The organism is Halomonas sp. AOP43-D1-4 (assembly GCF_052446175.1).
GTDB lineage: Bacteria > Pseudomonadota > Gammaproteobacteria > Pseudomonadales > Halomonadaceae > Vreelandella > Vreelandella citrativorans.
The window spans coordinates 111,897-131,081 of the sequence record NZ_JBQSVY010000008.1 but is presented as its reverse complement, the minus strand read 5'-3'; the positions used below and the strand labels follow the sequence as shown (position 1 = coordinate 131,081).

Below are 19,185 nucleotides of genomic sequence, written 5' to 3'. Positions count from 1 at the left end.
TGAAACGGCATTGCCCCATGGAACTCGTCTGGTTAGAAGACTTTACCGCCCTTGCCGAGCACGGCAGTTTTGTACGTGCTGCAAACTCCCGACATATTACCCAGCCCGCGTTCAGCCGACGGATCCGCGCGTTTGAACAGTGGATGGGCGTTAGCCTGTTTATTCGCACCCCACAGGGCACCACGCTCACCGACGCCGGTAAACACATACAGGCCAGTGCGTTTGACGCAATTGGCCGACTGTACCGCTTGCGGGCTGAAGCACAGCAAATTGCCGGGGAAGCGACCCGAACGTTGCAGTTTGCAGCGACGCACTCGCTGTCATTTACGTTCTTCCCCCGTTGGATAAGAGCCCTGGAGCAGGGAGCGCCCATGGAGGCCGTGCGCCTTCACTCGGATACAATGTCCACGTGTGAGCAGTTGTTGTTACAAGGTGACTGCCAGTTCTTGTTAAGCCATCGGCATTGCGCTGTTCCCTCACGGTTATCGCCTGACCAGTTTGAGAGTATAAAGGTGGGCGAGGATTCGCTGATTCCACTGGTGGGAAAAGAATTAAGCAGTTCTCAGTGCCTGGAAGTGTTGCCTTACCTGGGATATACCGATGCTTCGGGATTAGGCCGTGTTGTTAACCACTGGCTTAATGAAAATGCCACTTCTCTTATAAGTGCACCTCGCTTTACCAGCCACTTGGCTGCGGTGTTGATGTCCATGGTGTTGGAAAATAAAGGCCTGGCATGGATACCTAAAAGCCTTTCAGAACAAGAGATTAGCGATGGAAGGTTGGTGCGTGCATTAGATGATTCGTGGGACATCCCGTTAGAAATACACCTGACCCGACCACGTGTATTAGCCAGCCACTTTGCGAACGCATTCTGGCAAAAGCTGTCCAACGGTTAAGCAAATAACTGCTACAACTGTTAACAAATTGAGTAGAAATAATAAAAAAATGTGTAAAAACGCTCAACTTATCTATATTGATCATTATAAAATTGTGGTTAATGCTATGGTAGGTTTACCTTGAACTAGTGTGGCTGAGCTGGATTAAAGCCTTTTGCTGTTTTTATATACAGTAGTGGCAGGTTGGTTGTTAAGCTCGCTTCGCTTTAAGGATTAAGTAAACATTAAGTAAGATAGATTCAGTACATATACACTAGGATTAAAGAGCAGATTCACGACCTGAATAATAGCAACTGAGTCTGATCACGATGAACGTCAATATTGCTTAGAAAACGTCAGGAACTGTACTTAGGAACTGTGCTTAGGAACCGTGCCATAACGTAGAAATCGCTAAAAAATGGCTCTATTTATAGTAACCGCGCTATGCTAGTGGTATTTATTTACCACCTGAAAGGTTTTCACTCAGGTATGGCGCTTTAGTAACCGGTTAAATGACCCATGGAATGTTCGACATGGAACTAAGAGAATGGTTAATCATTTTAGGACTGGCGTTGGTGTCGCTCATCGTAGTCGACGGTGTGCGACGACTCCAACGCCAGCGGCGCGTCCCTCGTCTGGACCAGGCGGTTAAGGACCTTCCCGAGGCGAAGCTAACCGAGCTGGATGATGAGGCTAAAGAAGCCGAAATTAGCTGGGAGCTTCCGAACGGTGGCGCACGTGTCGTTAAACCTGCGGACTATAGTGGGGTCGGCGCGAAACCCAAGTTGGAACGTCAAGACCATCCAGGGCCTTCCAGAGTGCTATCCGAATTTAGGCGCTCCTTTGCCAATGCGGTCCCTAAGCGTAAAGCGACTACTCCGCCAGTGGATACAGCAGCATCTGCACAGCCTCAGCGCCAGGCCGCTGCGCCTAAAGCACACCCGGCTGACATTGATCGTCGAGAGCCAAGCATCTTCCCGAATAGCGACGCTCCAGCGGACGTGAGCCAGGTTGAACCCCAGCCAACGGCACAAGCCAATCCTGTTAACACTCAGTCGGTAGACAAAACAGCGTCAGAAGCGCATGCGCCTATTGCCGAGCAAGTGCCAACCCAAAGCAAGCCACACACTGGAGAGCCGTCTATCTCCCTATCTACTGCCAACGAAGAGTCCGTTGCTGCGAAAGAAGAGTCAGTCGCGGTGAATGAATCCGTCGCGGTGAATAAGGAGAGCCCCGCTGAGCCGGTCCTCGCTGTTGAAACAGACGCCGATCCTGTGTTGCGTGCAGAGCCAGAAGATGCCGCTTCGGCCAGGGCGCCCAAGCGTCGTCAACTGCGTGAAGATACGGCCGGCGAGTATGACGAGCTGGATGATGATGCCGTTGATGAGTATCGGCTGGTTGATTTTGAGGGTATGGGCCGCTCGCTTAAACGTCGCCTGATACAGCGTCGCCAAGAAAAAGCCCGTAAGAAAGCTGAAAAGGCCAAGCGTGCTGAAGCCGCCGCCAAGCTGAAAGCAGAGCGCAAAGCGCTTGAAGCCGAACAGCGCCGCGAAGCAAAAGAAGCCGCCGAGGCAGAAAAAGCCCGCATTGCCCAGGAGCAGGCCGAAGCTTGCGAAGCCGCCGAAATTGCTGCGGAAGCGCAACGGGCCGCTGCACGCCATGACGAGTCTGAACCTGCTTATGCGCATGAAACATCAGCGGATCAGTACGATGACTATGAAGCCTACGATGAAGCGCCGGTGCGTGGCTCGCGTGATAATGTCGTACGTGCTCACCCAACGCTTGAAAAAGCGTTGCGTCATGATGTGCCGGGTGAACATGCCAAAGAAACATTGACCAACGCCGATGAGGTGGTGGTTATCAGCGTGCTCTCCCGGGACCCGGAAGGCTTCGATGGCAGCAAGTTGCTGGATCTCATTATGGCGTGCGGCCTACGCTACAGCCGTGCCATGGGTGTGTTCCACCGCTTTGAAACAGAAAGTGACGACAGCGAACTTCAGTTCTCAATGATTAACGTGGTTAAACCCGGCACATTCCCTATTGAAGAGATGGGTGAGTTTGTAACGCCAGGGATCACCTTCCTGATGCCCTTGCCGGGAGCGGTCGACAGCTCTGCAGCCTTTGAAGCCATGGTGGAAACCGCTATGGTCGTGGTTCGCCATATGAGTGGCGAGCTGAAGGATGAAAATCGCAGCGTCATGACGGCTCAAACCATTGAGTTTGCCCGCCAGCGGGTGCATGATTTTGAACGCCGCCACCGCTTGCATCGCCACATGCAAGCCCACTAAGTAGCGCTTGCTGTTAAACACCCGCCTTCTTGCAGAAGGCGGGTGTTTTTGTTCCAGGATGTGTCTTTTTTGTGATTGATTTTAGCCCGTACGATGGAAACCAACGTTAATGAGTCAGCCTGACCCCCAAGTGCTGGAAGCAGTCACCCAGCTGCGCGCCGAGCTTGATGAAGCCAACTACCGTTACTACGTATTGGATGAGCCAACGTTATCGGACGCTGACTATGACCGGAGACTGCAACGCTTAAAGCAGCTGGAAGCTGAAAACCCAACGCTCGTCTCTCCGGATTCACCGACTCAGCGCGTGGGTGCGGCCCCTGCTGATGGCTTTCCTTCGGTCGCCCACGCCATCCCCATGCTCTCGCTGGATAACGCGTTTAGCGGCGACGACATCGTGGCCTTTGCTGAGCGCGTCGCAGAGCGCTTGGAGTGCGCAGCAGATGACGTTGAGTTTACCTGTGAACCGAAGCTTGATGGCGCTGCGGTATCGCTGGTGTATGAGCAGGGCGTGCTGGTGAGTGGCGCCACCCGTGGCGATGGCCGCACCGGGGAAGGCATTACCTCTAACCTGCGTACGCTGCGCTCGGTGCCTTTAAAGCTAATGGGCAAGCACATTCCTGAGCTTTTGGAAGTGCGCGGTGAAGTCATCATGCGCCACCAGGGGTTTGAAGCGCTTAACGAGCGTGCACGCGAGGAGGGCAGTAAGGTATTTGCCAACCCGCGTAACGCCGCTGCCGGTAGTTTACGTCAGTTGAACCCCGAGATTACTGCTACCCGCCCGTTGGAGTTTCATGCCTATCAGGCGGCGCGTCTGGAACCGGACATGGGCGACACCACGCATAGCGCACTAATGGATCGACTGGTAACGCTGGGCTTTCGCGCCAGCGCGGAGTTAAAAGTGCTGACCGGCTCGCAGGCGGTCGTTGAGTATTGCGAGCAGTTGGGTGAGAAGCGCGACCAGTTGGGCTACGACATCGACGGCGTGGTGATCAAGGTGAATGCACTGCGCTATCAGCGTGAGCTTGGGTTTGTGGCTCGCGCACCCCGCTGGGCAACGGCGTTTAAGTACCCCGCTCAGGAAGAGATCACCACGCTGAATGACGTTGAGTTTCAGGTAGGCCGTACGGGTGCCATCACACCAGTGGCAAGGCTTGAACCCGTTAGCGTTGCAGGCGTTACCGTTTCCAACGCGACGCTGCACAACGCCGATGAAATCACCCGCCTGGATGTCATGATTGGCGATACGGTGGCTATTCGCCGCGCAGGCGATGTGATCCCCCAAGTGGTCCGGGTCGATAAGGAAAAACGCCCAATAGACGCGCAGCCGATTGTGTTCCCCGAGCACTGCCCGGTGTGCGGTTCGGATATCGAACGCGTGGCAGGCGAAGCGGTAGCGCGTTGCTCGGGTGGGCTTTTCTGCGCTGCCCAGCGTAAAGAAGCGCTCAAACACTTCTCCAGCCGCAAGGCCCTGGATGTAGATGGCCTGGGCGTCAAACTGATCGACCAACTGGTAGAGCTGGATTGGGTGAAAACACCTGCCGACCTGTTTCACCTGACGGTTGAGCAATGGCAGAGCTTGCCGCGTATGGGCGAAAAATCGTCCATTAATCTGGTCAACGCGCTGGATAAAGCTCGTCATACGACGCTCGCTCGGTTTATCTACGCATTGGGTATTCGCGAGGTGGGTGAGGCCACCGCTGCCAATCTGGCGAGCCATTTTGGAACGTTGCAAGCGCTTCAAGCAGCCGAACAGGCAGCGCTTGAGGCGGTCAACGATGTTGGCCCCATTGTGGCGGCCCACGTACACACCTTTTTCCGCCAGCCCCATAACCAGGAGACCCTTGCTGCCTTGATTGAGGCAGGCGTCACCTGGCAGGAAGCCGACGTTACCCAAGGCCCTACACCGCTAGAAGGCCAAACCTGGGTGCTGACGGGCGCCATGGAAAGCATGACCCGTGACGAGGGCAAGGCTCGGCTACAGGCGCTTGGCGCCAAAGTAGCGGGTAGCGTTTCGAAAAAGACCACGGCGCTGGTCGCCGGTGAAGCGGCCGGTAGTAAGTTAACCAAAGCGGAACAGCTGGGCGTAGAGGTTGTGGATGAAGCCACCTTTATTGAGCGCCTTGCGCAGTGGGAGCAGAGCGAATGAGCCGTTTCATTGAAGTACCCGCCCGCATGTTGCCGCCGGAAACCCTTGATGCGTTGCTGGAGGCGTTTGTTACCCGGCAGGGTTATGACACCACCGATACCGGCACGGGGATGAAAGGGTGGGTCGACGAGCTGAAACAGCAGTTGGCGCGCAGTGAACTGATTATTGCCCATGACCTCAAGCTTGAAATGACCGAAGTAATGACCTTGGCGCAGTGGCGTTCCTTCGGTCGTGATCTGGCAGATGATGAGGAAGAGGGTGACTACTGACCGCGAATAATCGCGCTGATAATACGTCGCCCAGGATGAAGGTGGTCGACCAACTGAGCCTCAAGCGGCATGGGGTCATCAAGCAGTCGGGAGGCAATAAGCTCGGCGCATAACGGCGCACTGGAAAGCCCGCGGGAGCCGTGGGCGGTAGATATCCACAACCCTGGGTAGTGCTCACCCGGGGCGTTTGGCACTCGCGAGGCGTCTTTTGCCAGCACGGCATAGGCTGTCTGCCAGGCCGAGGCGTTGGGGACTGGGCCTGCATAGGGCGTTTTATCAGGGCTTGCCGCGCGTACCGCCGCACGTCCTTCAAGCGCCTGTGGAGTCAGGTGGGTGCCTGCGCTTTCAAGTTCTGCCACCAGCGCTGGAAGCGTTTGGCGAAGCTCATCAATATTGCGCTGGTGGTCGGTATCGGTCACGTCGGTAGAAGCATTGTTGGGCACGAAGCTTGCCCCAAAGGTAAGCACCCCTTCAATGGCGGGCGACACATAGCCACCGGCGCATACCACCCGCTCAGGGCCTTTTACGCCGGCGGGCAGCCTCACTTCACTGACCTGGCCGCGCACCTGTTGGAGCGGCAGGCTGGCCGTCTGAGCATACGTATTGGCGTAGTGAGCGCTTGCAATCACCACCTGGTCTGCACTTATCGTATTTCCATCAGCAAGTGCGAGCTGCCAGCGGTCATTTTCACGCGTAAGGGACGTAACATCGCCCTGTCTCAGCGTGATATTAGGCGTTTGGAGTAAGTGCTCACATAGCGCTTTGGGTCGCACCCAGCCTGCGTGTGGATAAAACAGGGCGTGTTCGGCTTCAATGGCCACACCGGCTTTCTCACTCAACCCTTGGGTAAGCGGCGACACCACGCTTTCGGGAAGCGCATGCTGCTCGCTAAAGCGCTGCTGGCGCTTGGTCTCTTTCGCGTTGGTGGCCAGTTGCACGACGCCGCAGGGCTGCCAAAGCGTTGGAACCTTGAGCTGATTAAGCCAGCGCTGGCTGTATAAAAGGCCGGAGAGATAAAACCGGCTTTGGTGGTTGGTGTCGGCCGCAAGCTTCACATAAAGCGCCCCCTGGCGATTACCCGAGCCGCCTGCGCCGGGTGTTTCGCGCTCGATCACCGTCACATTAACGCCACGCTTGGCAAGTGCTGCCGCCACGCTGCACCCAGCGATCCCTGCTCCGATAACCGCTACCTTCTGCGTGGGAAGAGGCGCTGGCGGCGTAAACCAGGGCGCTGCCTCACGGCGCTTATCGGTAGGCGGTGTGTCAATCATGCCTGCCAATATTTCGCGCTTACGCCCGCAGCCCGGGACTTTTTTCCAGCTAAAGCCTGCCGCTTTCAAGCCCCGCTTAACAATGCCCGCACAGGTGAACGTGGCAAAGGTGGACCCCGGCCGAGAGCGCGCCGCCATGGCTTCAAACAGCTCGGGCTGCCACATTTGTGGATTTTTAGAAGGCGCAAAGCCGTCCAGAAACCAGGCATCGACCTGACCATCTAACAGCGCCAGCCGCTCGGTGGTATCGCCATAATGCAGATCCAGCGTCACGCGGTCGCTCAGGTGCAGGCGGTGTACGCCGCTAACGGGTGAGGGCCACTGCTCGCAAAGCCGCTGTGAATAACCGGCAAGCGACGGCCAGGCGCGTAGGGCGCGCTCAAGCGACACCTGATCCAGGGGATACTTTTCTGTGGATAAAAAATGCAGCCGCGCCCCAGCGGCCGCGTGCTGCTCAAAGCAGGCCCAGGCACACAGCATATTAAGGCCCGTGCCAAAGCCGGTTTCCCCGATCACAAAGGCGCGCGTGTTTTCCCAAGCGGCAAATCGCTCAGGCAAGCGGTTGGTATTTAAAAAAACGTGCTCGGTTTCTTCAAGACCGCCCTCACGGGAAAAGTACACGTCATCAAAATCATCCGAGTGCGGTGAAGTGTCACTCCAGGAGAGTAATGGCGCGCTTAACGCCGCTAAAGGGGGTAGATCAGTAAGGCGTTGAGGCACGCGGATATCCGTAATGACTGAAGTGGTTAAAAAATAATCAATTTGTTAATCAGGGCGCTATCTCTGGCTTAGCGAAAAGCGTCCGCCGGGTTTGCACAGAGTTTTCCACAGGCTCTGTGAATTAGCAGGCGGACCCTCCACACTCGCCCTAATCGGTCAAGGCAAAACTTTCTTGAACGGCTTAACAATTACCTTGGCATAGACACCCGCAATGATGTATGGATCGGCGTCAGCCCAGCCCTGAGCGGCTTCCAAACTGTCGAATTCAGCCACCACCAGGCTGCCGCTAAAACCCGCGTCGCCGGGGTTTTCAGCATCCGCAGCGGGGTGCGGGCCCGCGAGCACCAAGCGACCTTCATCGCGTAGCGTTTCCAAGCGTGCCAAATGGTCCGGGCGGGCCGCCAGGCGGCGTTCAAGGCTATTCGATACGTCTTCACTAATAATGGCGTAGAGCATGGGGATAACTCCTTAAAAGCATGTAGTAAAGCGCCCTATGCAGCATTGACCGCATCCACATAAGCGCGCACCATGGCGAGCGTTTGTAAATCGTCCCACGCGCAGCGCTGTGAACACCAGGTCTTTTGAACACGGCACATTATGACTGTTCGTGGTAGACATCCCTATTCTGACAAACTCGCCACATGACGTCATGCCCATGCCTCTACTTCCTGCAACGTTACTTCCTGCGGTGTTTGATGCCGATCAGCGCTATACGGCTGACCTGCATATGCACTCAACGGCGTCGGATGGCGCGTTAACCCCCACGGAGTTGGTATCTCTGTGCGCAGCGCGTGGCCTTACCCACATGGCGCTGACAGACCATGACACCATGGACGGCATCGACGAGGCCGGGAAGGCGGCGGTACAAGCCGGACTATGCCTGGTGCCTGGCTGCGAGTTATCCACTCGCTGGCAAGGCATTAACATCCACGTCGTGGCGCTGATGCCCGGTGGCCTGCAAGGCCCGCTGGTTGAAGGGCTTGAACAGCAGCGGCTGGCGCGTATTCAGCGCGCAGAAGTGATCGCCGAGCGGTTAGAGAAAGTGGGGCTTAAAAATGCCTTGGAAAAAGCCCGTGAGCAGGCAGGCAGTGACCGCCCGCTAGGCCGACCTGATTTTGCCCGCGCGTTAGTGGCCGAGGGGGTTGTGGCCGATTGGGCCACTGCGTTTAAACGCTACCTTGGCAGCGGTAAAAAAGGCGATGTTAAAGCTCACTGGCCAGAAATCAGCGAAGTCGTCGAGTGGGTGGTGGCCTCTGGTGGCGTTGCGGTGATTGCCCACCCTTTACGCTACGGCTTAACCCGGCGTAAGCGAGGGCAGTTAATGGATACCTTTCAGGCCGCAGGCGGTGACGCGGTTGAATTGGTCAGCGGCCAGCAGAATCCGGATGTCACAAGGGACCTGGCCCGTCAAATGGTCGAACGAGGGCTTTACGCCTCGTTAGGCAGCGACTTCCACTTTCCCGGCAGCCACGCCGCACCAGGCAGCATGAGCATGGTGCCGCGCACGGCCGCGCCGCCCATTTGGCAGCACCCTCGCTTAGCGCATTTACGCGATGCCCCCGCTGGTCCATTAGCCGCTGCGTCAGCTATGGTATGAGTAAGCGTTTGATAAAAGCGAATACCCTAATGGACTGAAACGCGCCCACGGGCAGGAGTAGACAATGAGCCAATATTTCCAGATTCATCCAGAAAACCCACAAAAGCGCCTGATTGATCAAGCGATCGAGATTATTCGCAAAGGCGGTGTGGTGGCTTATCCCACTGACTCAGGTTACGCGTTAGGCTGTCATCTGGGCGAAAAGAAGGCCATTGAAAAGATCAAATGGTTGCGCTCGCTGGATGACAAGCACAACTTTACGCTGATGTGCTCGGACCTTTCGGAAATTGGCACCTACGCCAAGGTAGATAATGCGGTGTTTCGGCTGCTGAAAGCGCATACACCAGGACCGTACACCTACATTCTGGATGCCACGACAGAAGTCCCGCGCCTGCTGCTGCACCCCAAACGTCGCTCCATTGGCGTACGCGTACCTGATCACCGGATTGCTCATGCGCTACTGCAAGCGCTTGGCGAACCGCTAATGAGCGTTACGCTGATTCCGGTGGGGGAGGATCTGCCCATGAGCGACCCAGAGGAAATTCGTGACCGCTTTGAAGCGCATTTGGACCTGATTATTGACGGTGGCGCCTGCCACCTGGACCCCACCAGCGTCATCGACCTGCGAGAGCTACCGCCCAAAATTGTCCGTGCCGGACGCGGTGACACGGCTCCCTTCGCCAACTGACTTACCCACGCCATGCTCTGGCAGCTGCCAGGCATGGCGCGATCTGTTTATCTGCACTCCCGATGTAAATCTATCGTCACCTTTCATGCCAGTTATACTCTATTTTTATTATTTGAATGACCAATAAAAATAAATTAGGCTAAAAACGCCAAATGTTCATAATAATTTTTTATAAATTGAGTGGAATTCGCTTTCCGCCCGATCATCATAAAAAATGGAGAGTGCTTAATGACGATGTTCCGTTATCGCAGTGCCGTTATTGCTTCGGCTTTCGCAAGTCTGGCAGCGTTACCTGTGTCTGTTAATGCTGTGGCCAGCGACAGTGCCGCTTGTGAGATGAATGAGTACGCAATGGGGCTTCGCTACCAACAGCAGGCTGCCGAAGTCATCGCGTTGCAGCGGCAGGGGTTCGAGCTGGCAACGTACCGCTTGAAGGACCAGATAGCTGCCCATGGTGAAGACGCTGAGCTGGCTATCATTACCGATCTTGATGAAACCGTTATTGATAACAGTGCGTTATTGGTGCGCGATATGCAGGCGTGTCACGACTTTACGACTTGGGACACGTGGAAACACTGGGAGCGCGAAGGTGAGCCGAGCCTGATTCCGGGCGCCAGAGCTTTTTTGGAATTTGCTGATGAGCAGGGCGTTGCCATCTATTATGTCTCTGACCGCTATGAGGAAAACAAGTCGGCAACGCTAGCCACTCTGGAGACGTTAGGGTTACCCCAAGTGTCCGAGCAGAGCGTTATGCTGCTGGGGCCGCCCAAAGGCGAGCGTCGGGCCGTCGTGGCCGAGCAGTACGCGCTGGTGATGCAACTGGGCGATACGCTTCACGACTTTTCTGACGTGTTTGCTGGCGTTGAGCTGGAGGAGCAGAAACGGCTGGTAGATGAAAACGCTGAACGGTTTGGGCAGGACTGGATCGTGTTCCCCAATGCGACCTATGGCAGCTGGCGCAACGCTGAGCTTGATGCCTGGCAGGCTCCCTTCGAAGACAATTAAGCAAGACATTAAGCAGAGGCCGCCTGAACCGGCGGCCTTTTTCGCTTGAGGCGATTACGTCTCTTCAGTCTGTTTCTCTTTGCGCGGGTCTTCACTGTTTTCATCCAGCCAGGTGCCACAACGAAGGCAGTAGAGTGCGTCTTTTTCGTGCCGGTCGTGGCCGCATCCTGGGCACGCTTCATCGGAGTAGCGGTCTTCACGGATTGAGCGGATCACCTGGGCTGAAAAAATGCCGGTAGGCACGGCGATAATCGAGTAGCCAATCAGGATGAGAAGCACAGTAATCGCTTTGCCAAGCGCTGTGCCCGGCACGATATCGCCATACCCCACTGTGGTAACGCTGACCACCGCCCAGTAGATCGACATGGGAATACTGGTAAAGCCGCTTTCCGGCGACTCGATGGTATACATCAGCGCGGCAAACATGGTGACAACCATAAAAATACTGCAGAAAAACAGCAGTACCTGGCGCACGCTACGCTTTAATGCTTCGATCAGCAGTCGTCCTTCGCCCACAAATTCCATCAGGCGCAGGATACGGAAAATGCGCAGCACGCGGAGTATGCGAATAATCACCAGCGCATGAAAGCCGGGCATCAGCAGTACCAGCCAGGCTGGCAGGATGGAGATTAGATCGACCACGCCATAAAAGCTTTTCAGATAGATAGTAGGACGTTCAAGGCAGTAGATGCGTACCGCAAGCTCTACGGTGAACAGAATCGTAAAGCCCCACTCCAGGTAGTAGAAAAGCCAGCCATACTCTTGGGAAAACTCCTGAACACTGCCGAGCAGAATGACGGCGACGCTGCCCAAAATCATCACAATCAGCGCAATATCGAATCCTTTGGCAGTGGGCGTGTCGGACTCGAAAATAATGTGGAACAGCTGTGTGCGAAGCCCTTCAGCGGCAGGGGTCAGGTTAAAACTCATGGCGATCCTGATGAAATGAGCAATCACTTATCACAGTGATTAGGTCTATGGGCAAACGTGCTTGAATCTATCTAAAACAACGTAAAGGTTAGCTTAGCTCGCGTTGCAGCGCTAAACGATGGGAAAGCGTCAGGAGCGTCACGCCATAGGCAATACGGGGTTGACCAGCGTCATCTAGCGCTGTGGATAGGTGAGCCGCCTGGGCCTTCATGTCCTCAGGCAGTGATGCGTGTTCGGCCAACCGGGTCAGTGCCTCATGGGTAAGGTCCAGGAACGGGCGCTGCTGGCTGTCGTGGTAGGCATCAAGGGCAAGCGTTGCCCGGTGTAGCCATTCAGCAGGTGTCGTTGCGTTAGGAAGCGGCCACTGTTGGGCGCGCAAGGCGTTACCCCGCGATGCCTTGCTGCTATCAGATGGGCGAAGCGGAACCTGTTCTGCCAGCGCAATCGCCAGCGACCAGAGCGCTTGCGGGTCACCGTTTTTAAGCTCCAGTTCTACTTCACAAATGGGTGTGCGGTAGTCACCACTTTCAACTTCGCCTTCATCCAGTACCAGCTCAATCTGGCTGCCCTGCCAGTCGAGCTGCCAGCTATATCGGGTAAAGTCGGTGCGCAGTATGGGAGCTAGATGCGTTAGTCGTTCTCTGAGCACTTTGTGGGCAGGTCCATTATTGACCGGCTCGTCGCTGAAAGGTGGCAGTGCGGCGAGACCTGTCTGGTCGAGTTCAGCGCATGCGACCGGCCACTCCCACTCCTGGCGGCTGGAAAATCCGCCACCCCCCTGGCCCGCCGTTTTTACCGTTTGCAGCACGCGGCCATCAACTTGACGAAGACGCACCGCGATTCGTGCGTTGGCCATGTCATGGGTCGGTGTGTCGAAGTAGGTATTGGCTAAGGTCTGGATTAACGGTGTTTTTGTGTCGAGAAAAGGGTGGTGCTTGAGCGCCTCAATACTGGCTTGGGCAAGCGCAAGCTTTATCTCTACTTCGATTGGTGTTGCATTTTTCATGACAATAGCCACTCTTAAACGTGAAGTACTGGTTAAATTTTTGCTACCAATATGAAGTTTTCATGACGGCGGCGAGCGCACTCTTTATACTGGCGTCGCCATTTCCAGGCTCCCCCGAAAACAGGCTAAAAGGCTCTATGGTTACCTCCAACCCTTTTTCCGCGATGTTTGGCCGCTCGCCATTCCAGCCGCTGCTGGCCCACATCGTCAAGGCCAATGAATGCGCCGACCAACTGTTACCGTTTTTTGAAGCATCGCTTGCTGGCGATTGGGATACCGCCACTGAGCTGCGTGAAAACGTAACCCGTTTAGAACACGAAGCGGATGTGCTGAAAACGGATCTACGGCTCAACCTGCCCAGCACCATGTTTCTGCCGGTTTCACGGTCTGATCTACTGGATTTGATTAGCGTCCAGGACAAAATCGCCAACAAGGTGCGCGACATTACCGGCATTATGCTAGGCCGTAAAATGCGCGTGCCTGATGAGCTCGCTGATCCGATGCGCGATTATATGGCGACTAGCGTGGCATGTGTGGCCCAAGCGCGCCAGGCCCTTGAAGAGCTGATGGAGCTTTTAGAGTCAGGCTTTGGGCGTAACGTCGCGGATGTTATGAGCAACATGATCCGTGAGCTGCATAACCTTGAACACCAGGCAGACAGTCAGCAGGTGGCCATTCGTCGCCAGCTGTTTCAGCTTGAAAGCCAACTACCGCCCGTCGATGTGATCTTTCTTTACAAGATTATCGAATGGGTGGGTGAAGTGTCTGACCGTGCTGAGCGCGTAGGCAGTCGCTTGCAGATTTTGACCGCACGCTAAGGGAAACCAATGCAAATTATTGCCCAGTACGGCGAGATATTTATTATTCTGGCCTGTTTATTTGGCTTTTTCATGGCGTGGGGCGTCGGCGCAAACGATGTTGCCAACGCCATGGGAACGTCGGTGGGGTCGAAAGCGATCACCATCAAGCAAGCCATCATCATTGCTGTTATTTTCGAATTTTTAGGTGCCTGGCTTGCCGGTGGTGAGGTTACCGCCACCATTCGTGGCGGCATCATCGATCCCAACCTGCTTGAAGCCAACCCACAGTTTTTGGTTTACGGCATGTTGTCGGCGCTGTTGGCGGCAGGCATTTGGCTGATGGTCGCTTCTGCCCGTGGCTGGCCGGTGTCGACCACACACTCCATTGTTGGTGCCATCGTCGGTTTCGCGGCGGTAGGTCTAGGCGTTGATGCGGTGGCCTGGGACAAGGTCGGCCAGATTGCCTCTAGTTGGGCTATTTCTCCGCTGATTGCCGGTACCATCGGCTATATGCTGTTTAAGTCGGTACACCACTTGATTTTCGAGAGTTCAGATCCGTTAGCGGCGGCCAAGCGCTATGTGCCGGGCTATATATTTTTGGTCGGCTTTATTGTTGCCATGGTGACGCTGACCAAAGGCCTTTCCCATGTTGGTCTGCATCTTAGCTTCAGCGAAAGCCTGCTGCTTTCGATTCTGATTGGTGTGCTGATCATGGGCCTTGGCATAGTGATGCAGCGGCGTATCAAGTACACCAAGAACGCCAATGACCACTTTGGCTATGCCAATGTTGAGCGTGTTTTCGGCGTGCTGATGATCTTTACCGCGTGTGCCATGGCCTTTGCTCACGGTTCCAACGATGTCGCCAATGCGGTGGGGCCGCTGGCCGCCGTCATAAGTGTCGTGCGCAGCGAAGGTATGATTGATAGCGCGGCGTTGGTGCCCTGGTGGGTGCTGATATTGGGCGGCGCGGGTATCGTCGTTGGTCTGGTGACGTATGGGCGTCGGGTAATTGCGACCGTGGGCACCGGGATCACCGAGCTCACTCCTAGCCGTGGCTTTGCCGCAACGCTTGCCGCGGCGAGTACCGTCGTCGTTGCCTCGGGCACGGGCCTGCCAATTTCAACGACCCATACGCTGGTTGGCGCGGTGCTGGGTGTCGGGCTGGCGCGCGGTATGGCGGCACTTAACCTGCGCGTTATTGGCACCATTGTTGTCTCGTGGTTGATTACCCTGCCCGCCGGTGCAGGCTTAGCGATTGTGTTCTTCTTTATGTTTAAAGGCATGTTCGGCTAACGGTGTAACAGGCGGCACCACCCGGCGCACGCCCGCACGGAAAGCCTCAAGATCAGCGGCACCTTCATGCAGATTTGCGCTAGCCGATTTGCAATAGAAGGTGCCGCTGTTTTTTGCGCTCTGGTAAAGTAGCGCGAGTAGTGTTGTAAACGTCGTTTTTTCTTTCACCTGCTGCCGGAGAGCGGCCCTTGGATAAGCATTTCCCCTTTGTTGATTGGTTTCGTAACGCATCCCCCTACATTAATGCGCACCGGGGGCGAACCTTCGTCATCTTGATTGAAGGCGAAGCCATGGCGTCTGGCCGTGGGGAGCAATTGATTCAGGATTTAGCCCTGCTGCATACCTTGGGCGTGCGCTTGGTGGTGGTATTTGGCACCCGCCCGCAAGTGCAGGAAGCGCTTGGCCAGGCCGGTGTTGAACCCATGCGCATTAACGGACGCTGGGTGGCCGACCGCGCCGTAATGACCCATGTAGAGCAGGTCGCTGCCCACCAGCGGCTTTGGCTTGAAGCACGGTTATCACTTGGCCTGCCCAGCACGCCACTGCATGGCGTAGAGCTTAGCGTGATTTCCGGTAACCTGGTCACCGCCAAGCCCTTGGGTGTTCGGGAGGGGGTGGACTTTGATCATAGCGGCGAAGTACGCCGCGTTCGGGCTGGCGCCATTGAAGGGCTGCTCGACAAGGGCTCGCTGGTACTCCTGCCGCCGCTGGGTTTCTCAAGCACCGGCGAAGTGTTCGACCTGGACGCCGCAGAAGTTGCCCAGCATGCCGCCGTAGCGCTCAAGGCCGACAAGTTGATCCTGCTGGGCGAATCAGAAGGCTTACAGGATGAGGGGGGCGCCTTGCTGCGCCAGCTAACGCCAGGCGATGCTGAACCCCGGCTTGAGAGTGCGCCGCCCGGCAGCGAGCTTGCCCGCCACCTTCAAGCTGCGTGCAACGCTGCACGAGAGGGGGTGGCCCGCACCCACCTGTTGTCGTGGCGCAATCACGATGCGCTGCTGGGTGAGCTTTTTACCCGCGACGGCGTGGGCACCATGATTACCCAGCACCGCTACGAGCAGCTACGCCCGGCTAAACTCAACGATATTGCAGGGCTTCTGGAGTTGCTTGAACCGCTGGAGCGCCGTGGCATGCTAGTGGCGCGCTCGCGTGAGCGTTTGGAGCATGAAATTGATGACTATATGGTTATCGAGCGCGATGGCATGGTGATTGGCTGCGCCGCGCTGCACGTATTCCCTAACACCACGGTTGCCGAGTTGGCCTGCGTAGCCGTGCACGGTAACTACCGTGGGGGCGAACGCGGTGAGCGCTTAATGGAAGCGCTGGAGCGCCGCGCACGCCAACGCGGTGTTAGCGAAATATTTGTATTAACCACCCACACGGCCCACTGGTTTGTGGAGCACGGCTTCCAGGCCGCCAGCCTTGAAGAGTTACCCCCTTTAAAGCGCGAAGCCTATAACCACGCACGTAAATCGAAGGTATTACTGAAAACGCTGAAAGCTTAGCGAGGTCAGGTCAATAACGTAGCGTGTGGTAAGCGCAGCGCACCCGCGGGAGCAGCGCGCAGCGGTGCCGGGGTTGAAGTTTGATGGTGCATTTGGGCGGCAAAGCCGCCCAGCTCTCTTGCATCTTTTGGCCTTTAACATCTTTTGGTTTTTAACACCTGTGCCTGGCTTACGTATTTAAAATAACCCCACCGTTCAGGTGTAATGCTGTTCGGTTAAGGCTTGCCGGTGACCGAATAGTATTACGCCCTCGGTCGGGCATTTTTTATGGGCAGCATCAATGCTTTTTCCGCCCGAAGCCAACCAAAGCGGTACTGTTCACTCTCGCCGGGGGAGCGCATTCGAGTAGGTATTAAGATGCGCAAGGTGGTCATCGGCGTCCTGCAGCGCTTCTAGCGTGGCAGGGCGGTCACGCTCGGCCAGCAACGTGCAGAGCACTTCCGAAATGGCCAGCGCAGGGGCCAGAGTATGAAAGAAGCTGTAGCTCTCAGTGGCGAAGTAAACCGTATGCTCGGAAATACTCACCAGCGGTGATACCTCGCTATCGGTGATCGAGAGAACCGCCAGGCCCTTATCTCTTGCTAGCTGCGCAAGCGTTAGCGTATCGCTCGCGTAGGGGTTGATGGATATGGTCAGCAGCACCTCATCCGGTTTCGCACGAATCAGGGCATCGCCACCCGTGCCAGCAGGCCCATCAAGATGAACTGAGCGCTCGCCCAGCAGCGACATGACGTAATGAAAATGCCAGGCCACCACATGGCTTGAACGTAACCCCAGCACATAGATTTTTTTGGCTGCAGCCAGCTTGCTGGCCATGGCGGTCAAGCGTTGTAGCGGTTCAGGCTCGCAAAGCGCGGCTATTTGGGCGCTTAACCCGTGCAGCATGTGATGCGCAATATCACTGCCTGGCGCGCTTGCCGCCTGACCATCACGTTGGCGCACCTTGGCCGCAAAGCCATCGTTTCGCTGACGCACCGTTTGTGCATAGTGGGCGCGAATTTCGTTATAGCCCTGAAAGCCCAGCACTTTGGCAAGCCGCGTCATGGTCGCCGGTTGAACCGCCGCCAAGCGCGCCAATTCGCGCATAGACACCAAGGCCACTTCTTCCGGATGCTCAAGCACGTAGCGCGCGGCCTGTTGTAACTGGGTGGACATGCCATCGAACTGCGCAATGATCTGCTCTCTTAACGGATCGTTCTGCGATACAGGGCTTTTTGACGCAGAGCTTTTTGACATAGGGCTTTTTGATGACATAGCAGAGCTGCCTCTTGAAGACGCCCAAGGGCTTTAGATGATTGCGCACAAGGGTAAGGGCGCTTTCGATAAAATAATGATCCAATTGTTTTAATTTTTCAATTAAAGATTGGTGTGTTGCATTGGCGACCTCGGTCGTGTCACTCTTATTCTAAATAGGGTGGTTGATGGTCATCTGAAGAGGAAAGGGCTATGACGCGTATTCTTCATCGCAGTATTGGTCAGGCGTTACCGCATGCGGCGTCAGCGCAGGGCGTTTATATCACTGATACCGAGGGGCGCCGCTACCTGGATGGTTCGGGCGGGGCGGCGGTGACGAGTGTGGGGCACGGCCATCCGGAAGTGCTGGCGGCCATGCGCGCTCAAATTGATAACCTCTGCTACGCCCATACCGGCTTTTTCACCACGGATGCCGCCGAGGAACTGGCCGAGCAGTTGGTGAACCTGGCGCCAGACGGGCTGGATTATGTCTATCTGGTATCCGGCGGTTCAGAAGCCGTAGAGGCCGCGTTAAAAATGGCCCGCCAGTATTTTGTCGAAACCGGCAGGCCAGAGCGGCGGCATATTATTGCCCGGCGCCAGAGCTATCATGGCAATACACTGGGCGCGCTTGCCACTGGCGGCAACGCCATGCGTAGGCAGCAGTTTCAGCCGCTTTTGCCTCAAACGCACCACGTTTCGCCCTGCTACACCTACCGTGACAAGGCAAGCGACGAATCTCCTGAAGCGTATGCCGCAAGGCTTGCCGATGAGCTTGAGGCCAAGATTCTCGAGCTGGGCCCTGAAAGCGTGATGGCGTTTGTGGCCGAACCGGTGGTGGGAGCGACCCTTGGCGCGGTGGCCTCTGAGGCCGATTACTTCAAGCGGGTGCGGAAAATCTGCGATCAGCATGGCGTACTGCTGATTCTCGATGAAGTCATGTGCGGCATGGGGCGAACGGGCACTCTGTTCGCCTGCGAGCAGGACGGCATCACGCCCGATATTCTCACCGTGGCCAAAGGCCTGGGTGGCGGCTACCAGCCGATTGGGGCTGTGCTATTGTCCTCCGCTATTTATGATGGCTTCGCCAACGGCTCCGGCCTTTTTCAACATGGGCATACGTACCTTGGACACCCGGTTGCGGCGGCTGCGGCGAACAAGGTTGTCGAGATCATCGCGCGGCCTGAAACGCTAGCGAATGTAAACGCCATGGGCGCGCGCTTACAAAGCGGCCTTGAAGCAGCGCTGGGCGCGTCACCTTACGTGGGCGATATTCGAGGCAGGGGGTTGTTTCGTGGCATCGAGCTAGTGGCCGACCGCGAGCTAAAGACGCCGTTTGATCCCGCTCGAAAGATTCACGCCAGGATCAAACGCCAGGCCATGGCACGAGGCCTGATCAGCTATCCCATGGGGGGGACGATTGACGGCGTGTATGGCGATCACGTGCTGCTCGCGCCGCCGTATACGATTAATGCGGACGAGATTGATCTACTCATTGAACGGATTGCTCAGGCGATTGACGCCGTAATAGCCGAATAACCTGGCGCGATAGCCAAATA

General features: G+C 56.1%; 16 protein-coding genes. 11 read left to right on the top strand and 5 right to left on the bottom strand.

The genetic code is table 11. The features are described from left to right. Positions 1-17 precede the first annotated feature (17 nt). The 4 genes from ACT3RQ_RS10495 (at position 18) to ACT3RQ_RS10480 (ending at position 5,578) form a co-directional block, all read left to right on the top strand. On the top strand, positions 18-896 hold the full coding sequence (locus ACT3RQ_RS10495; RefSeq protein ID WP_193056521.1) for a LysR substrate-binding domain-containing protein: 879 nt from the start codon (positions 18-20) through the stop codon (positions 894-896). A gap of 512 nt (positions 897-1,408) precedes the next feature. After that, the gene (gene zipA / locus ACT3RQ_RS10490) at positions 1,409-3,163 is read left to right on the top strand and encodes a cell division protein ZipA (protein ID WP_193056504.1); all 1,755 of its coding nucleotides are present in this window, start codon (positions 1,409-1,411) and stop codon (positions 3,161-3,163) included. Between the two features lie 109 nt (positions 3,164-3,272). Continuing rightward, the gene (gene ligA / locus ACT3RQ_RS10485) at positions 3,273-5,309 is read left to right on the top strand and encodes an NAD-dependent DNA ligase LigA (protein WP_193056505.1); all 2,037 of its coding nucleotides are present in this window, start codon (positions 3,273-3,275) and stop codon (positions 5,307-5,309) included. Beyond that, positions 5,306-5,578: a YheU family protein gene (locus ACT3RQ_RS10480; protein ID WP_172118191.1), complete on the top strand. Its 273-nt coding sequence runs from the start codon at positions 5,306-5,308 to the stop codon at positions 5,576-5,578. The genes ligA and ACT3RQ_RS10480 overlap by 4 nt, the downstream gene beginning before the upstream one ends. On the opposite strand, the gene mnmC is transcribed toward ACT3RQ_RS10480, so the two are convergent. Both mnmC and ACT3RQ_RS10470 read right to left on the bottom strand, forming a co-directional pair. Next, complete coding sequence (mnmC, locus tag ACT3RQ_RS10475; protein WP_444680454.1) at positions 5,572-7,569, bottom strand: bifunctional tRNA (5-methylaminomethyl-2-thiouridine)(34)-methyltransferase MnmD/FAD-dependent 5-carboxymethylaminomethyl-2-thiouridine(34) oxidoreductase MnmC; 1,998 nt, start codon at positions 7,567-7,569, stop codon at positions 5,572-5,574. The two genes, ACT3RQ_RS10480 and mnmC, sit on opposite strands and share 7 nt — an antisense overlap. 156 nt (positions 7,570-7,725) lie before the next feature. After that, positions 7,726-8,025, bottom strand: coding sequence for a YciI family protein (locus ACT3RQ_RS10470; protein ID WP_444680453.1), 300 nt, complete (start codon positions 8,023-8,025; stop codon positions 7,726-7,728). Positions 8,026-8,224: 199 nt separating this feature from the next. On the opposite strand from ACT3RQ_RS10470, the gene ACT3RQ_RS10465 reads away from it, so the two are divergent. The 3 genes from ACT3RQ_RS10465 to ACT3RQ_RS10455 all read left to right on the top strand — a co-directional run bounded on the left by ACT3RQ_RS10465 (position 8,225) and on the right by ACT3RQ_RS10455 (position 10,859). Then, entirely contained in the window at positions 8,225-9,166 is a 942-nt protein-coding gene (locus ACT3RQ_RS10465; RefSeq protein ID WP_172118188.1) for a PHP domain-containing protein, read from the top strand. 64 nt (positions 9,167-9,230) lie between these two features. Beyond that, positions 9,231-9,854 carry an L-threonylcarbamoyladenylate synthase gene (locus ACT3RQ_RS10460; RefSeq protein WP_087108002.1) on the top strand — a complete coding sequence of 208 codons (624 nt, stop codon included), beginning with the start codon at positions 9,231-9,233 and terminating at the stop codon, positions 9,852-9,854. 228 nt (positions 9,855-10,082) lie between these two features. Beyond that, entirely contained in the window at positions 10,083-10,859 is a 777-nt protein-coding gene (locus tag ACT3RQ_RS10455) for a 5'-nucleotidase, lipoprotein e(P4) family (RefSeq protein WP_444680452.1), read from the top strand. 54 nt (positions 10,860-10,913) lie between these two features. Here the strand turns inward: ACT3RQ_RS10455 and ACT3RQ_RS10450 are convergent, their stop codons facing one another. Both ACT3RQ_RS10450 and ACT3RQ_RS10445 read right to left on the bottom strand, forming a co-directional pair. Next, the gene (locus tag ACT3RQ_RS10450) at positions 10,914-11,789 is read right to left on the bottom strand and encodes an ion transporter (RefSeq protein WP_444680451.1); all 876 of its coding nucleotides are present in this window, start codon (positions 11,787-11,789) and stop codon (positions 10,914-10,916) included. 88 nt (positions 11,790-11,877) lie between these two features. After that, positions 11,878-12,795: a CYTH domain-containing protein gene (locus ACT3RQ_RS10445; protein ID WP_444680450.1), complete on the bottom strand. Its 918-nt coding sequence runs from the start codon at positions 12,793-12,795 to the stop codon at positions 11,878-11,880. Between the two features lie 137 nt (positions 12,796-12,932). On the opposite strand from ACT3RQ_RS10445, the gene ACT3RQ_RS10440 reads away from it, so the two are divergent. The 3 genes from ACT3RQ_RS10440 (at position 12,933) to argA (ending at position 16,393) form a co-directional block, all read left to right on the top strand. Then, positions 12,933-13,613 carry a TIGR00153 family protein gene (locus ACT3RQ_RS10440; RefSeq protein ID WP_193055358.1) on the top strand — a complete coding sequence of 227 codons (681 nt, stop codon included), beginning with the start codon at positions 12,933-12,935 and terminating at the stop codon, positions 13,611-13,613. Between the two features lie 9 nt (positions 13,614-13,622). Next, positions 13,623-14,888: an inorganic phosphate transporter gene (locus ACT3RQ_RS10435; protein WP_172118183.1), complete on the top strand. Its 1,266-nt coding sequence runs from the start codon at positions 13,623-13,625 to the stop codon at positions 14,886-14,888. Positions 14,889-15,076: 188 nt separating this feature from the next. Beyond that, positions 15,077-16,393: an amino-acid N-acetyltransferase gene (gene argA, locus ACT3RQ_RS10430; protein ID WP_444680449.1), complete on the top strand. Its 1,317-nt coding sequence runs from the start codon at positions 15,077-15,079 to the stop codon at positions 16,391-16,393. A 318-nt stretch (positions 16,394-16,711) separates the two neighbouring features. Here argA and ACT3RQ_RS10425 read toward each other — a convergent pair whose 3' ends face one another. Continuing rightward, entirely contained in the window at positions 16,712-17,629 is a 918-nt protein-coding gene (locus ACT3RQ_RS10425; RefSeq protein ID WP_444680448.1) for a MurR/RpiR family transcriptional regulator, read from the bottom strand. Between the two features lie 210 nt (positions 17,630-17,839). Here ACT3RQ_RS10425 and ACT3RQ_RS10420 point away from each other — a divergent pair, with 210 nt between their 5' ends. Next, positions 17,840-19,165 (top strand): aspartate aminotransferase family protein, encoded by a 1,326-nt coding sequence (locus tag ACT3RQ_RS10420; RefSeq protein ID WP_444680447.1) that lies wholly within the window; start codon positions 17,840-17,842, stop codon positions 19,163-19,165. The last annotated feature ends 20 nt before the right edge of the window (positions 19,166-19,185 follow it).